The organism is uncultured Maricaulis sp. (assembly GCF_963976135.1).
GTDB lineage: Bacteria > Pseudomonadota > Alphaproteobacteria > Caulobacterales > Maricaulaceae > Maricaulis.
This window is the reverse complement of sequence record NZ_CAXBKN010000028.1, coordinates 17,491-31,815: the sequence shown is the minus strand read 5'-3', so window position 1 is coordinate 31,815 and position 14,325 is coordinate 17,491. Positions and strand designations below refer to the sequence as shown.

Here is a 14,325-nt window from a genome sequence, read left to right as displayed (position 1 = left end):
AAATTGGACCAAGCCCTGCTCAACGCGCTACAAAAAGTGTGCTTGGTGACCTGACAGCGTCAGTGACCATCTCTATATTCCGCCGCCATCGGTGAGGGTTTCCTCACCTTCACGCCTGACTTGTATGGGGAAGCCATGCGTTTCTTGACCGCAATTGTGCTCACTTGGATCACGGCAACCACTTCCGCCCTGGCGCTGAACGTGCCGGCGGACGGGGGATTGAATCTCCCGCGCGCCGTGACTCCGATTATGGAGCGGATCACTGAGTTCCACACCTTGCTGCTGTGGATCATTGTTCCGATCACGCTCTTCGTCATGGCCCTGCTGGTCTGGTGCATGTGGCGCTATAATTCGAAGAATAATCCGGTCCCCAGCAAGAGCAGTCACAATACGCTGCTCGAAGTGGTCTGGACCGCTTTGCCGGTTGTGATCCTGATCGCGATTTCGGTCTTCTCTTTCCCGCTTCTTTATTATCAAGAAGAAATTCCTGACGCCGACTTCACCATCAAGGCGACCGGAAACCAGTGGAACTGGACCTATGAGTATCCCGACCAGGGCGCGATGGAATATCTCTCCATCATGGTTCCCGAAGCAGATCTCCAGCCGGGCCAGCACCGCAATCTCTCGGTCGATTATCCGCTGGTCGTGCCGGTCGATGCCGTCGTCCGCCTGCAGGTAACCGCGACGGATGTGATCCACAATTTCGCGATGCCGGCTTTCGGGACCAAGATTGACGCTATTCCCGGCCGCATCAATGAGTCCTGGTTCCAGGTGACCGAGGAAGGCACTTTCTACGGTCAGTGCTCGGAATTGTGCGGTCTGGGCCATGCTTTCATGCCGATCGAGGTTCATGTCGTATCCCAGGACGTGTTTGACGCCTGGATCGCGGCCGAGCCGGGTACGGATGAATCGAATGCCGTAATTGCCGCATACGAAGCCGCGCGGAATACGCGCCTGGCGCAACTCGATTAGGAATGGGCTGAACCATGTCTGCTGACGCCGCAAATCACGACGCTCACACCCCAAGCATGTGGGACTGGAAGCGCTGGGTCTACTCCACCAATCACAAGGACATCGGCACGATGTACCTGATCTTCGCGATTATCGCGGGGATTATCGGTGGTGGAATGTCCGGACTGATCCGTTGGGAACTGGCCGAGCCCGGCTTGCAGGTCTTCGACGGCATGGCGTTCGGCGGCTTCTTCGGCGATGCCCAGGGTTATAACGTCATCACGACGATGCACGGCCTGATCATGATCTTCTTCATGGTCATGCCGGCCATGATTGGCGGCTTCGGCAACTGGTTCGTGCCGCTGATGATCGGCGCGCCGGACATGGCCTTCCCGCGCATGAACAACATCTCCTTCTGGCTGCTGCCCTTCTCCTTTGCGCTGGCGCTGATGTCGATGTTTGTGCCGGGCGCTGGCGGTGCCAATGGTTTCGGTGGTGGCTGGGTCATGTATCCGCCGCTCTCGACGATGGGGCATCCGGGCCCTGCGATGGATCTGCTGATCCTGTCGCTGCACATTGCCGGTATCAGTTCCATCCTCGGCGCGATCAACTTCATCACCACGATTTTCAACATGCGCGCACCGGGCATGACCATGCACAAGATGCCCTTGTTTGCCTGGTCGATCCTGGTCACCGTCTTCCTGCTTCTGCTCTCGCTGCCAGTCCTCGCCGGCGCCCTGACCATGTTGCTGACGGACCGCAATTTCGGTACCGCCTTCTTTGATCCCGCCGGCGGCGGCGATCCGGTCATGTACCAGCACCTGTTCTGGTTCTTCGGCCACCCGGAAGTCTACATCCTGATCCTGCCCGGTTTCGGCATGGTCTCGCACATTGTCTCGACCTTCTCCAAGAAGCCGATCTTCGGTTATCTCGGCATGGCCTATGCCATGGTCTCGATCGGTGCGATCGGCTTCATCGTGTGGGCGCACCACATGTTCACCGTCGGTATGCCGGTTGACCTGAAGGCCTATTTCGTTGCGGCCACCATGGTGATCGCGGTCCCGACCGGCATCAAGATCTTCTCCTGGATTGCCACGATGTGGGGCGGTTCGATGGAATTGCGCACGCCAATGCTGTGGGCGATCGGTTTCATCTTCCTGTTCACCGTTGGCGGTGTGACCGGCGTCGTGCTGGCCAATGCCGGCATCGACGTCTCGCTGCATGACACCTATTATGTCGTTGCCCACTTCCACTATGTGCTGTCGCTCGGCGCCGTGTTCGCGATCTTTGCCGGCTGGTATTACTGGTTCGAGAAGATCTGGGGCGTGAAATACAATTCCATCCTGGCCCGGCTGCAATTCGCCTTCTTCTTCATCGGTGCCAATGTGATCTTCTTCCCGCAGCATTTCCTGGGGCTGCAGGGCATGCCACGCCGCTATGTCGATTATGCGGACGGCTTTGCCTTCTGGAACAGCGTTTCGTCCTGGGGCTATGTCATCATGCTGGTGGGTATGGTGCTCTTCTTCGCCGTGCTGATCGAGGCGGCCCTTCGCCGTCGCAAGGCCGACGCCAATCCATGGGGCGAGGGTGCCACGACGCTGGAGTGGACCCTGTCCTCGCCGCCGCCTTTCCACCAGTTCAACGAGCTGCCACGGATCAAATAGGCGCCATGGCGGATACCTCCACCAATCCCGGCGTTCATCGCACTGAGGGCGGGGCCGTTTCGACGGCCTCGCCCCGCGACTATTTTGACCTGATGAAGCCGCGCGTGATGACGCTGGTCGTCTTCACGGCCTGCGCCGGTCTGGTGGCTGCACCGGTCGCCATGGATCCGGTGCTGGCAGCGATCGCGATCCTGAGCCTGGCTGTGGGCGCTGGCGCTGCCGGCGCGCTCAACATGGCCTATGACGCCGATATCGATGCCATCATGCAACGCACCCGCAAGCGGCCCATCCCGCGCGGTGCTGTCAGCAAGGCCGATGCCTATGGCCTCGGCATTATCGCCTCCATCCTGTCGGTGATGATGATGGCGCTGGCGAGCAATTATCTCGCAGCCGGGCTTCTCGCGTTTTCGATCTTCTTCTACGCCGTCATCTATTCGATGTTTCTCAAGCGCTCGACGCCGCAGAATATCGTCATCGGCGGCGCCGCCGGGGCTTTCCCGCCCATGATCGGCTGGGTCGCTGCGACCGGCGAGATCTCGCTCGATGCCTTCATCCTGTTCATGATCATCTTGCTGTGGACGCCGCCGCACACCTGGGCGCTGGCGCTCTACAAGTGCGGCGACTATGCCGCCGCCGGCATCCCGATGATGCCGGTTGCCAAGGGCCCGAAATCCACGCGGCTGCAAATCCTGCTCTATTCCATCGTGCTGGTTGTCTTCGCCGGTGCCCCGGTCCTGACCGGACTTGGCGGGATCGCCTATGCCCTGACCTCGCTCGGTGGCGGCGCACTCTTCCTGCTGCTGGCCTGGCGCGTCTTCAACTCGCGCGCCGGTGAAGCCGGTTCGGCCGAGGAGGGCGCGCTCTATGCCGTTCGCGTCGGCGACAAGGCCGCGCGCGATCTGTTCGCCTATTCCATCGGTTACCTCACCGTCCTTTTTGCCGCATTGATTATTGAGCACGGATTTGGTGCCTATATGGCGGTACCGGGAGTTGGCGGATGAGTGATATCAGGGATGAGGAGCTTGAGGACGACGTGAAGGCGGCGACGCCTCTCGAACGGTCGAAAGTGTCTGGATTTCTGGCCCGCGAAGGTGTGCCGACCGGCGAATTCGTCAAGCTGACACCGGAACAGACCGCTGCGCGTCAGCGCCGCAATATTGCGATCGGACTGAGCCTGCTGGCCTTTTGCGCCCTGGTCTTCGTCGTCACCGTGATCCGTATCGGGCAGAATTTTGCCGAGGCGGGTGCAGTATGAAGCCGCGCCTGGACAAGAATGCGCGCGTTGCCCTGTTTGCCGGCGTCGCCGCGGTCGCCATGGTTGGCGCGGCCTTCGCTTCGGTGCCGCTCTACAGCCTGTTCTGTCAGGTGACCGGCTATGGCGGCACAACCCAGGTCGCCCTCGGCGAAGCGGGTGAAGTGCTCGACCGCGAAATGACCGTCCTGTTCGACGCCAATACCGGTCGCGGCCTGCCCTGGCAGTTCGAGCCGGTGCAGCGCTCGCTGACCCTCAATGTCGGCGAGAGCGGGCTGGCCTATTATCGCGCGACCAATATCTCCAATCACCGTATCACCGGCGTGGCGACGTATAATGTTGCGCCTTTCAAGGCGGCGACCTATTTCTCGAAAATCGAGTGTTTCTGTTTTACAGAACAAACGCTTGAGCCCGGGGAAAGCATTGATATGCCGGTCCTCTTCTTTGTCGATCCGCTGATCGCCGAGGAACGTTTTCTGGATGATGTTCACACCATCACCCTGTCCTATACGTTTTTTGAAACCGATGAGGCTGCGTCTTCGCCAAGCGATGCCGCGCCTTAGCATTGAACCTTTGTCCCGTCGCGGTTATCACCGCCTGACAGGACTGATTTGAAGTCGCAGGAGATTCGCGATGGCTGGGCATGCCGTAAAGCACGATTACCACTTGGTCGATCCGAGCCCGTGGCCGTTTGTCGGCTCGCTGGGTGTATTCCTTCTCGCCCTTGGCGCTGTCGGGAATATGAAGGGCCTTGTCGGTGCCGATCATCCGCTCGGCATCCTCTATGCCGATGGCGCATGGGGCGGTCTGATCCTCGGCTTCGCCGTGGTCATCTATACGATGATCGGCTGGTGGGGCGATGTGATCAAGGAGTCCAATCGCGGCGATCATACGCCTGTGGTCGATATCGGCCTGCGCTACGGCATGATCATGTTCATCGTTTCCGAAGTCATGTTCTTTGCCGCCTGGTTCTGGGTCTTCTTCGAATACGCGATCTTCCATGATGTCCGGATCGATCCGGCGCTGTCCTCCTGGCCGCCAGCGGGCATCGAGACCTTCAATCCATGGCACATCCCCTTGATGAATACGCTGGTCCTGCTGCTCTCGGGCACCACCGTCACCTGGGCTCACCATGCGCTGCAACATGACGACCGCAAGGGCGCCAAGCTGGGCCTGCTGCTGACCGTCATTCTCGGCCTCTGCTTCACGGCATTGCAGGCGATCGAATATGCCGAAGCCGGCTTCTCGATCTCGGGCAATCTCTATGGTTCCGCCTTCTTCATGGCGACGGGCTTCCATGGCGCCCACGTTATCATCGGCACAATCTTCCTCGCCGTCTGCCTGCTGCGCCTGATGGCCGGCCAGATGAGTGCCAAGAAGCATTTCGGCCTCGAGGCTGCGGCCTGGTACTGGCACTTCGTTGACGTGGTCTGGCTCTTCCTCTTCACCTTCGTCTACGTCGTCTATCAATAATCAGGACTGACATGGAAAAACCCTCCCCCTTCGTCGCCGGCCTGACGGGCCGATGTCCGAAGTGCGGGGAGGGTGCCATGTTCAAGGGGCTGCTGGCGCTCGCGCCGCGTTGCGATGCTTGCGGTGCCGATTTCGAGAGCGCCGATGTCGGCGATGGCGCAGCGGTGTTCGCATTGTTTATCGTCGGTTTTCTCGCCATCGTGCTCTTCCTGCTGACGGCGGTCGCCTTCCGGGGCCTGCCCTGGTGGGGGCATATGATCATCCAGGTCCCGTTTATCTTCGGCGCGTCCATTCTGTGCCTGCGTCCGTTGAAGGGCCTGCTCTTCGCATTGCAGTTCGAGCATGGTGCACAACAGGGCCAGCTCGACGAATAGGCCCGGCTCCGGCCCGGCCTTGTCCGGGCGGCAAGGACGAAGCTCATGCCATATTTCAGACCGCTCCCCGTTCTGACAGTCTTCTCGGTTCTGGCGCTGGCCCTGCTCGTATCGCTGGGCGTGTGGCAAATGCAGAGGATGTCCTGGAAAACGGACCTCATCGCCGCCTATGCCGGGCGCGGCGCCGTGACTTCATTCCAGCAAGCCCTGTGCGGCGACCATACCGGTGCTTTCGGTCCGAGCATCACCGCGCCTGCGCCGCTCGCTGGCCCTCAATTGCGGTATTATACCTTGCGCGACCAGCCGGGCTGGGTCCGGGTCTCGCTAATGCCGGCCCCGGCCTGCAATGCCGACACCGCGCCAGGCTTTCTGTTCGTGGAGACCGGCTTCGAGGATCTCGACGGCAATATCATCGCCCGGCCGCAAGCCTGGCGTATCGAACTGTTGCCGAGACCGGGAAGTTTCGCGAGTGGAAACGATCCGGATACCAATCAGTGGTATATCTTCGATCGGGACATGATGGCGCGGGCGCTCGAAACCGATCCGGACCAGGTGCTCGATGTCTGGGCCCGGGCCGATCTGGGACTGCCGTCCAGCCTGAGCCAGACTCCGCCGTCCAAGCATCTGGGCTATGCGGTGACCTGGTTCGGATTGGCCGCGGCATTGATCGGGGTTTATCTGGGCTTGCACCTCGCCAGCGGGCGGCTGGGTGTGGCCGGAAGACCGTGACAGGCGAAGCGCAAGCCGCCGTCATCGAAACGGCAAGACGGGAGTAGGCGAGTGGCACTTTGGCGCGATGCGGAAATCGAAGAATCCCTGATGGCTCAGGGCATTCGCCTGCGCGTGCCGACACTCGAGGACTATGAGAGCTGGGCCAAGCTGCGTGGCGCCAGCCGCACACACACCGAACCCTGGGAACCGGCCTGGACCGCAGACGAGCTCAGCCGCAGCGCTTTCAAGCGGCGGCTGGAACGCTATCAGATCGACCGCCAATCCGGTGCCGGCTATCCTTTCTTCGTCGTCCGCAGCCGTGACAATGTCCTGCTCGGCGCCTGCAATCTCAATAATGTCCGTCGCGGGGTCCAGCAGAGCGCGGATATCGGCTACTGGATTGGTACGCCCTATACCCGCCAGGGCCATACGCGCATGGCGGTGCGTCGCATCCTGGCCTTTGCCTTCGACAGCCTGGGCCTGCATCGTGTCGAGGCGGCCTGCCGTCCGGAGAACAAGGCGTCGCGCAAATTGCTCAAGAGCGTCGGCTTCCAGTTTGAGGGCCGCTCGCGGGCTTTCCTCAACATTGCTGGTGAATGGCGCGATCATGACCGTTTTGCGCTTCTCAATACTGATCCGCGATTATGACATCGGTTGACTTCGAGACCGGTGCCCGCGCCGCCGGAGCTGTCGCCTTCGCGATCGGGCTCGATGGTGGAGGCCAGATTCGCTTTACCGGCGCGCTTGAACCCTTTGGCCTGCAGCAAAAGCTTTTCAACTGGGCCGCGTTCTGCGCCCGGCTCGGCCCGGCCGATCATGCCTGTCTCGACGCGGCATTGCGCGGCGACAGGCTCGATCTGCGGATCAGGCTGATCGGTGAGGCCGGGAGCGTGGCCTATGCCCGCCTGCTCGGCCGCCGGGTCGGCGAGCAGCGATTCGAGGGGCTGATGACGCCTGCCGGGCTCAGCGGCGAGGGCGCACTGCGCATTCGCGAGGAACACGCGCTGGCCAACGGCGTCGCCGCCGGCGAAGTCATTGCCTGGTACCAGCCCATTATCGCTCTCGAGACCGGGCGCCTGGCAGGCTTCGAGGCGCTGGCGCGCTGGGAGCGCCCCGGCGTTGGTGTACTGGCGCCGCAGGACTTTCTCGCCATGGCCGATGATCTCGACCTGCTTGACCGGATCAGTACCGAAGTGCGCGCTTCGGCGATCGCCGATCTGTCGCTGTGGCGAACAGTGTGCGCGGGCGGCAATGATCTTTTTGTGGCCGCCAATGCGACGGTGAGCGAACTGGTTTCGCCCGCATTCCCGGACGCTCTGCTTGAGGCCGTGCGCCAGGCGGAATTGCCGGCCGGGGCCTTCAAGCTCGAGATTGCCGAAACCGAGATCATGCGTGACCCCGATCAAGCCGCCGGTGTGATGGCGCGGCTGGCGGCTGGCGGAGTGGCGCTCGCGCTTGATGATTTCGGCACCGGCTATTCCTCGCTGGCGCGCCTGGAAATGCTGCCCTTCGATGTCGTCAAGATTGATCGCTATTTTGTCCGGGCCATGGCCGCCAATGAAAGCGCCGGCACGGTCGTGCAATCGGTGATCCAGCTGGCCCGGCATTTCGGCATGAAAATCGTTGCCGAGGGCATTGAGAGTGCCGAGATCGCTGAAGGCTTGCGGGCGATGGGCTGCGATTTCGGCCAGGGTTATCGCTATGCCGGGGCCCTGGCACCCGATCAGGCCCTGCTCGCCGTGCGCCACGGGCTGGAGGGCCGCTTCCTGCCACCGGCCTGATGCGTCAGGCCGTGCCGGAAGTGCCGGACAAATGCTCGGGTGTGACGCCCAGCACAGCCAGCGCGTTCTCCCATTTGCCATCGATGTCCGGGCTGAAGACGAGTGCTTCATCGGCCTCGGCGACCAGCCAGGCATTGGCCGCGAGCTCGTCCTCCAGCTGGCCCGAACCCCAGCCGGCATAGCCCAGCGCCAGCATCGCGCAGCGCGGGGGCGTGCTTGATGCCATCGCATCGAGCGCGTCCTTGGTCGAGGACAGGCCGATTTCGCCGGTGACGGCAAGGGTCGAGTCGAGGGTCTCGAAATCATTGGTGTGCAGGACAAAACCCCTTTGGCGCTCGACCGGGCCGCCGTGCAGGACCGGGCGGTCTATCGTGTCCCTGGTGGTTTCGACACCGAGCTGTTCGAAGATTTCGGGCAGGTGCAGCCCCTCGACACGCTTGTTGAGCACGATGCCCATCGCATGTTCCGCCGAATGATCGCACATCAGGATCACGGAACGGTCAAAGCGCGGGTCGCCAATGCCCGGTGTGGCAATCAGCAATTTGCCGTTCAGGAAGCCGTCGGCCGGCGGATTTGAATCAGGACTGCTCATAATTCCATGATGCGGCCAAAAAGGGGGATGCGTCCAGCGGCGTTCCCGCTATCTTGCCGTGCGCTATCGCGACTAGTCTTTTCAGCAGGAGAAACAGCCATGACCATTTCGGTGGGAGATCGCATTCCGGACGCCAGCTTCATGACCATGACGGCGAGCGGCCCGAACCGGGTAAGTACGGACGATGTATTTGGCGGCAAGACCGTCGCGCTGTTCTCGGTGCCCGGCGCGTATACGCCGACCTGCTCCGCCAAGCATCTTCCCGGCTTTGTCGAGCATGCGGCCGAGATCAAGGGCAAGGGCGTCGATACCATTGCCTGCATGTCGGTCAATGATGTCTTCGTCATGAATGCCTGGGGCAAGGACCAGGGCGTCGGCGAAGATGTTCTGATGCTGGCTGACGGCAATGGCGATTTCGCCAAGGCGGTCGGCCTGGAAATGGACGGCACCGGCTTTGGCATGGGCACCCGCGCCCAGCGCTTCTCGCTGATCGCGAAGGATGGCGTCGTCACCGAATTGAATGTCGAGGCACCGGGCGAATTCAAGGTGTCTTCGGCTGATCATATCCTCGGCCAGCTCTAGCCTGGATTGAGGCATAGCGGACCGGGCATGGGCCCGGTCCGAAACGGCTAAGGGAGGGTTCGCATGGATCTCGTCATCATTGGTGTGCTGCTATTGCTGGTATTGGCGATCATCGCCTCGGTCATCAAGACCGTGCCGCAAGGCAAGGAATTCACCGTCGAGCGCTTCGGGCGCTTCACGCGGACCCTCAAGCCGGGGCTCCATTTCATCATGCCGTTCATCGACAATATCGGCTATAAGATGAATATGCGCGAGCGCGTCCTCGACGTGCCCAACCAGGATGTCATTACCAAGGACAATGCGACGGTTTCGGTCGACGCGGTAATCTTCATCCAGGTGCTCGATGCGCCGCGCGCGGCCTATGAAGTCGACAATGTCGATTTCGCCATCCTCAATCTCTGCCTGACCAATGTGCGGACCGTCATCGGTTCGATGGATCTCGACGAGACCTTGTCGAAGCGGGACGAGATCAATGCGCGCCTGCTGATGGTGCTCGATTCGGCGACCAATCCCTGGGGCGTCAAGGCGACGCGGATCGAGATTCGCGATCTGTCGCCGCCGCACGACATCACCGAGGCGATGGCGCGGCAAATGAAGGCCGAACGCCTGAAACGTGCCGAAATTCTCGAGGCGGAAGGTGCCAAGCAATCGGCCATCCTGCGCGCCGAGGGCGAGAAGGAAGCCGCGATCCGCGAGGCCGAAGGCCGCCGGGAAAGTGCTTTCCTCGACGCTGAAGCTCGCGAACGGGAAGCGGAAGCCGAAGCCAAGGCGACCGAGCTGGTCTCCAACGCCATTGCCGCCGGCGATGTCTCGGCGATCAATTACTTTCTTGGCCAGAAATATATCGAGGCCTTTGGCAAGCTGGCGACCAGCGATCAGCAACGCACCGTCATCATTCCGGCGGAATTCTCGAACATCCTCAGCACGATCACCGGTGTCGGCGAGCTCGGCAAGGCCGCGCATGAAGCGATCCGGGAGACGACCCGCAAGGCGTGAGTCGCGGTAATTTGAAGACGGAGGTCAGTGATGGATTTCATGATATCCCTGCTCGAGCGCCTGAGCCTCTGGGCCTGGTGGGCCCTGGCCGGCCTGTTCCTGATCGGCGAAGTCTTGACCGGAACGACATTCTTGCTGTGGCCGGCGGCAGCGGCTTTTCTGACCGGCTTTCTCGCGCTTGAAATTCTCGGGACGAGCTGGCCGATGCAGCTGAGCGTGTTTGCCATCCTCACCCTGGTCCTGGTCTGGGTCGGCGATCGCTGGGTCCGCCCGGCGATGAATCGTGGCGGCCAGAGCGGACTGAACGACCGTTCGGCCCGCATGGTCGGCCAGCGGGTCAGCGTCGTCAGCGATTTTGCCGCCGGCCGCGGCCGGGTGCATGTCGGCGATACTGAATGGGGCGCGGAAACGCTCGATGGCTCCGACCCGGCAGCGGGCAGCCAGGTCGTGGTCGATGAAGTGCGCGGCGTGACCCTGATCGTGCACCCCGCCTGACAATGGCAGCGACGGTTCATCTGACGTAAACCTGAAATCGTGCATGCTCCTGTGTTCAGGTGGTCGCCCGGCCCGTTCTTGACGGGCGCAGGACGCGGAGCAGGCATGGATCCGATCGAGGAAGCAACGCGTCTCGCAGCACTGCGCGCGCTCAATCTGCTGGATACGGATCCGGAAGACGGGTTCGACTCCATCACCGATCTCGCCGTCACACTGACCGGCGCCTCGATGGCGGCGATCTCGCTGATTGATGAGGACCGGCAATGGTTCAAGTCGAAAGTCGGTCTGAGCGTCTGCGAAACGCCGCGCGAAATCGCCTTCTGCGACCATGCGATCCGTGAAGACCGCACACTCTATGTCCCGGATGCCCGCCTCGATGCGCGGTTCAAGGACAGCCCGATCGTCGTTGGTGAACCGCATATCCGCGGCTATGCCGGCGTGCCCCTGGAGGTGGACGGCGGCTTCCGGATCGGCACGCTGTGTGTGATCCACGATCAGCCTTTCGATCTCGATGACCGGTCGCTGCAACATCTCGCCGTGCTGGCCCGGGTCGTGGAAGAGCAGATCCGGACCCGTACCGAGAGCGCCGCCGCCCGGCGGGCAAATCGTCTTCTGGCGGTGATCACCGATATCCAGAGAGATTTCATCGCCGATGCGTCCAGGATCGGCCCCGCCTTCGAGCGCCTGTTGGAAGCCATGCTGGAATTTACCGGCAGCGAGGGCGGCTTTATCGGTCAAGTTGCCGAGGACGAGGCCGGGCCCTATCTCCGGACTCATGCGATTCTGGGAGCCGCTGTATCGGACGATGCCGGCGCGCCGGAGATGTCCGGCAGGGAATTTCGCGATCCGGACACGTTGGTCGGGCACACCCTGGCGTCCGGTGAGGTCGTCATCGCCAACCAGCCGGACGAAGATGCGCATGCCGGCAATAGCCTGGACGCTTTCCCCGCAATCCGGGCCTATGCGGGTATTCCGCTGTTCAGCAATGGCCAGCTCGTCCTCGTGATCGGACTGACGGATCGCGCCGCGGGCTATACCCGCTCCCTGCTGGCCGAGTGCCAGCCCTTGTTCACGGCGGCGGAAAACCTGTTTCATGCTCACGGGGCAGAGACCGACCGCGACAGCGCACGCGCGGCACTCGCCGTCAGCAAGGCGCGCTATGATCTCGCGATCGCTGGCAGTGCCGCCGGGATCTGGGAGATCGACTTTCTGGCCGGCACCATGTTTTCCTCCGACCGTCTGCGGGCACTGGTCGGGCGGATGCCGGGAGATCCGGTCTCCGGTGGCAAGGTCAGTCCGGATGGCATGGAGGCCTTCTTTGGCCGGGTACATCCGGCCGATCGTCAGCGCGTGCGGACGGCGCTGCGCGCTCATCTCAAGGACCGCGTGCCCTACGCGCTCGACTTCTCCTTCCAGCATAGCGCCGGACATTATCTGACGCTGTATGCTTGCGGGCAGGCGGAATGGGACGGGGATGGTCATGCGGTGCGGATGGCCGGGTCAATCGAGGATATCACCGAACGTTCGCAAATGATCGCCGAGCGCGACAGTACCGGTGCCCGATTGGCCGCCGTGACCGAGCTTGGGGGCATTGGCAGCTGGGAGGTCGATCTCGATGCCGGCACCGTGCTCTGGGACCCGATGACTCGCCGGATCCACGAGGTAGATGATGATTATGTTCCCAACCTGACCTCGGCGGTTGAGTTCTACGCGCCCGAGGCGCGTGCGAGGCTGCAGGAATCGATCGATCACGCCATCGAGCAGGGTGAAGCCTGGGACCTTGAACTCCCCTTCATCACGGCCAGGAACAACCATATCTGGGTCCGTGCGGTCGGACGTGCGGTCTCCGTCGATGGCCGGGTTTCAAGACTGCTCGGTTCGTTTCAGGACATTACCGAGCGCCGGTCCCGCGAGGAGGAATCCAAGTCTCTTTCGACCCGGCTCGCGGTGGCGCTTGATGCCTCCGATCTCGGTCTCTGGGAATATCATATCGAGAGTGGCGAAAACACCTGGGATGCGCGTCTGAAGGATATGTTTGGCCGGCCCGGCCTGCCGACGCCGGACTTCGACGAGTGGGCGGCCTCGATCCATCCCGATGACCGCGAGGCCATTCTCGAACGCTCGCGCGGAGCCATGTCGCGCGGTGAGGACTATACCCATAGCTATCGCATCGTGCGGCCCGACGGTTCGGTCCGGCACCTGCGTTCCCGTGGCCTGTTCTGCAAACGGCTGGACGGCGGATCGACGATCATTGGCGTGATCGCCGACATCACTGCCGATGTCGAGCGCGCCGAGGAATTGGAGATCCAGCGCGAGCGGGCGGAGAGCGCCAATCGCGCCAAGACGCAATTCCTCGCCAATATGAGCCACGAAATCCGCACCCCGCTCAACGGCGTGCTGGGCATGTCGCAATTGCTCGGTCTGACGCCGCTGTCCGATCTGCAGGACCGCTATCTCAAGACATTGCAGACCTCCGGCAAGGCCTTGCTGGCGCTGGTGGAGGATATTCTCGACATTTCCCGGATCGAATCCGGTGCCGTCAAACTGGCCATCGAGTCCTTTGAGCTGAGACCCGTGGTCCGTTCCGTCCTCGACATGGTCGAGACGACTGCCTCACAAAAAGGCATCGCGCTGCGTCTGCAGGAAGACCCCGGCATTCCAGCCAACGTGTTGGGCGATGAGAAAAACCTGCGCCAGGTGCTGATCAACATCATTGGCAATGCTGTGAAATTCACCGGCACCGGTTCGGTCGACGTACGGCTCACGGCCTTGCCGGGGGACCGCATACGGTTTCGCGTCACCGACACCGGGCCGGGCATCGCTACCGATCAGCTGGAGCGGATTTTTGATCGCTTCGCCCAGGTCGACACATCGCAAACCCGCCAGCATGGCGGCAGCGGGCTTGGTCTGGCGATCTGCCGCGACCTGGTCCGGCTGGCCGGCGGCGAGATCGGAGTCGTCAGCAAGCCTGGCGACGGGGCGGAGTTCTGGTTCGAGCTGCCTCTGGCGGCCGCCGAGTCAGTCGAGGCCAGCCCGACCGCATTGCCGGAGCTGAGTGCCGCGCCGATCGGACCGGCACGGATCCTGGTTGTGGACGATGTCATGACAAACCGCCTTGTAGCCTCCGCCCTGGTCGAGCATGCGGGGCACAAGGTCCAGCTTGCCGGCAATGGCGTTGAGGCGCTCGAAGCGCTCGATCGTGACCGGTTTGACGCCATTCTTATGGACATCCAGATGCCGGTCATGTCCGGCGATGAGGCGATCCAGAGAATCCGGGACAGCGGCAAGGCCTATTCAGGCATTCCGATCTACGCCGTGACCGCCGACGCCACCAAGGGCGCGCGCGAGCACTATCTTGAGATCGGCGCCACCGGCTATCTGTCCAAGCCGCTCGATATCAGGGAAGTTTCCGCAGCGCTTGACGAGGTTTTGCGCGGCTCGATTCACTGACCGG

At 62.0% G+C, this 14,325-nt stretch carries 15 protein-coding genes; 14 read left to right on the top strand and 1 reads right to left on the bottom strand.

The genetic code is table 11. The features are described 5' to 3' along the window. Nucleotides 1-135 precede the first annotated feature (135 nt). From coxB to AAC023_RS05760, 10 genes are all read left to right on the top strand, one after another. Nucleotides 136-972, top strand: a complete 837-nt coding sequence (gene coxB, locus AAC023_RS05805) for a cytochrome c oxidase subunit II (protein ID WP_339739085.1) — start codon at nt 136-138, stop codon at nt 970-972. Between the two features lie 14 nt (nt 973-986). Next, nucleotides 987-2,615 (top strand): cytochrome c oxidase subunit I, encoded by a 1,629-nt coding sequence (gene ctaD, locus AAC023_RS05800; protein ID WP_339739083.1) that lies wholly within the window; start codon nt 987-989, stop codon nt 2,613-2,615. 5 nt (nt 2,616-2,620) lie between these two features. Further along, complete coding sequence (locus tag AAC023_RS05795) at nt 2,621-3,616, top strand: heme o synthase (RefSeq protein WP_339739081.1); 996 nt, start codon at nt 2,621-2,623, stop codon at nt 3,614-3,616. Beyond that, a complete protein-coding gene (locus AAC023_RS05790; protein WP_339739079.1) occupies nt 3,613-3,870 on the top strand; it encodes a hypothetical protein in 258 nt (85 codons plus the stop codon). The genes AAC023_RS05795 and AAC023_RS05790 overlap by 4 nt, the downstream gene beginning before the upstream one ends. Continuing rightward, on the top strand, nt 3,867-4,430 hold the full coding sequence (locus AAC023_RS05785; protein ID WP_339739077.1) for a cytochrome c oxidase assembly protein: 564 nt from the start codon (nt 3,867-3,869) through the stop codon (nt 4,428-4,430). Before AAC023_RS05790 ends, AAC023_RS05785 begins: the two co-directional genes overlap by 4 nt. A 70-nt stretch (nt 4,431-4,500) precedes the next feature. Next, nucleotides 4,501-5,340, top strand: coding sequence for a cytochrome c oxidase subunit 3 (locus tag AAC023_RS05780; RefSeq protein ID WP_339739074.1), 840 nt, complete (start codon nt 4,501-4,503; stop codon nt 5,338-5,340). A gap of 77 nt (nt 5,341-5,417) precedes the next feature. Further along, complete coding sequence (locus AAC023_RS05775; protein WP_339739072.1) at nt 5,418-5,714, top strand: DUF983 domain-containing protein; 297 nt, start codon at nt 5,418-5,420, stop codon at nt 5,712-5,714. 45 nt (nt 5,715-5,759) lie between these two features. Further along, the gene (locus tag AAC023_RS05770) at nt 5,760-6,443 is read left to right on the top strand and encodes an SURF1 family cytochrome oxidase biogenesis protein (protein ID WP_339739070.1); all 684 of its coding nucleotides are present in this window, start codon (nt 5,760-5,762) and stop codon (nt 6,441-6,443) included. Between the two features lie 51 nt (nt 6,444-6,494). Next, nucleotides 6,495-7,073 carry a GNAT family protein gene (locus tag AAC023_RS05765; RefSeq protein WP_339739068.1) on the top strand — a complete coding sequence of 193 codons (579 nt, stop codon included), beginning with the start codon at nt 6,495-6,497 and terminating at the stop codon, nt 7,071-7,073. Further along, complete coding sequence (locus AAC023_RS05760) at nt 7,070-8,206, top strand: EAL domain-containing protein (RefSeq protein ID WP_339739066.1); 1,137 nt, start codon at nt 7,070-7,072, stop codon at nt 8,204-8,206. The genes AAC023_RS05765 and AAC023_RS05760 overlap by 4 nt, the downstream gene beginning before the upstream one ends. Before the next feature lie 4 nt (nt 8,207-8,210). Here AAC023_RS05760 and AAC023_RS05755 read toward each other — a convergent pair whose 3' ends face one another. Beyond that, entirely contained in the window at nt 8,211-8,798 is a 588-nt protein-coding gene (locus AAC023_RS05755; protein ID WP_339739064.1) for a YqgE/AlgH family protein, read from the bottom strand. A 99-nt stretch (nt 8,799-8,897) separates the two neighbouring features. Between AAC023_RS05755 and AAC023_RS05750 the strand changes: the two genes are divergently transcribed. From AAC023_RS05750 to AAC023_RS05735, 4 genes are all read left to right on the top strand, one after another. Then, entirely contained in the window at nt 8,898-9,380 is a 483-nt protein-coding gene (locus tag AAC023_RS05750; RefSeq protein ID WP_339739062.1) for a peroxiredoxin, read from the top strand. A gap of 63 nt (nt 9,381-9,443) precedes the next feature. Then, nucleotides 9,444-10,376 (top strand): SPFH domain-containing protein, encoded by a 933-nt coding sequence (locus AAC023_RS05745; RefSeq protein WP_339739060.1) that lies wholly within the window; start codon nt 9,444-9,446, stop codon nt 10,374-10,376. A gap of 30 nt (nt 10,377-10,406) precedes the next feature. After that, the gene (locus tag AAC023_RS05740; RefSeq protein WP_339739058.1) at nt 10,407-10,871 is read left to right on the top strand and encodes an NfeD family protein; all 465 of its coding nucleotides are present in this window, start codon (nt 10,407-10,409) and stop codon (nt 10,869-10,871) included. 105 nt (nt 10,872-10,976) lie between these two features. Continuing rightward, a complete protein-coding gene (locus tag AAC023_RS05735; RefSeq protein ID WP_339739056.1) occupies nt 10,977-14,321 on the top strand; it encodes a PAS domain-containing protein in 3,345 nt (1,114 codons plus the stop codon). Nucleotides 14,322-14,325: the final 4 nt, after the last annotated feature.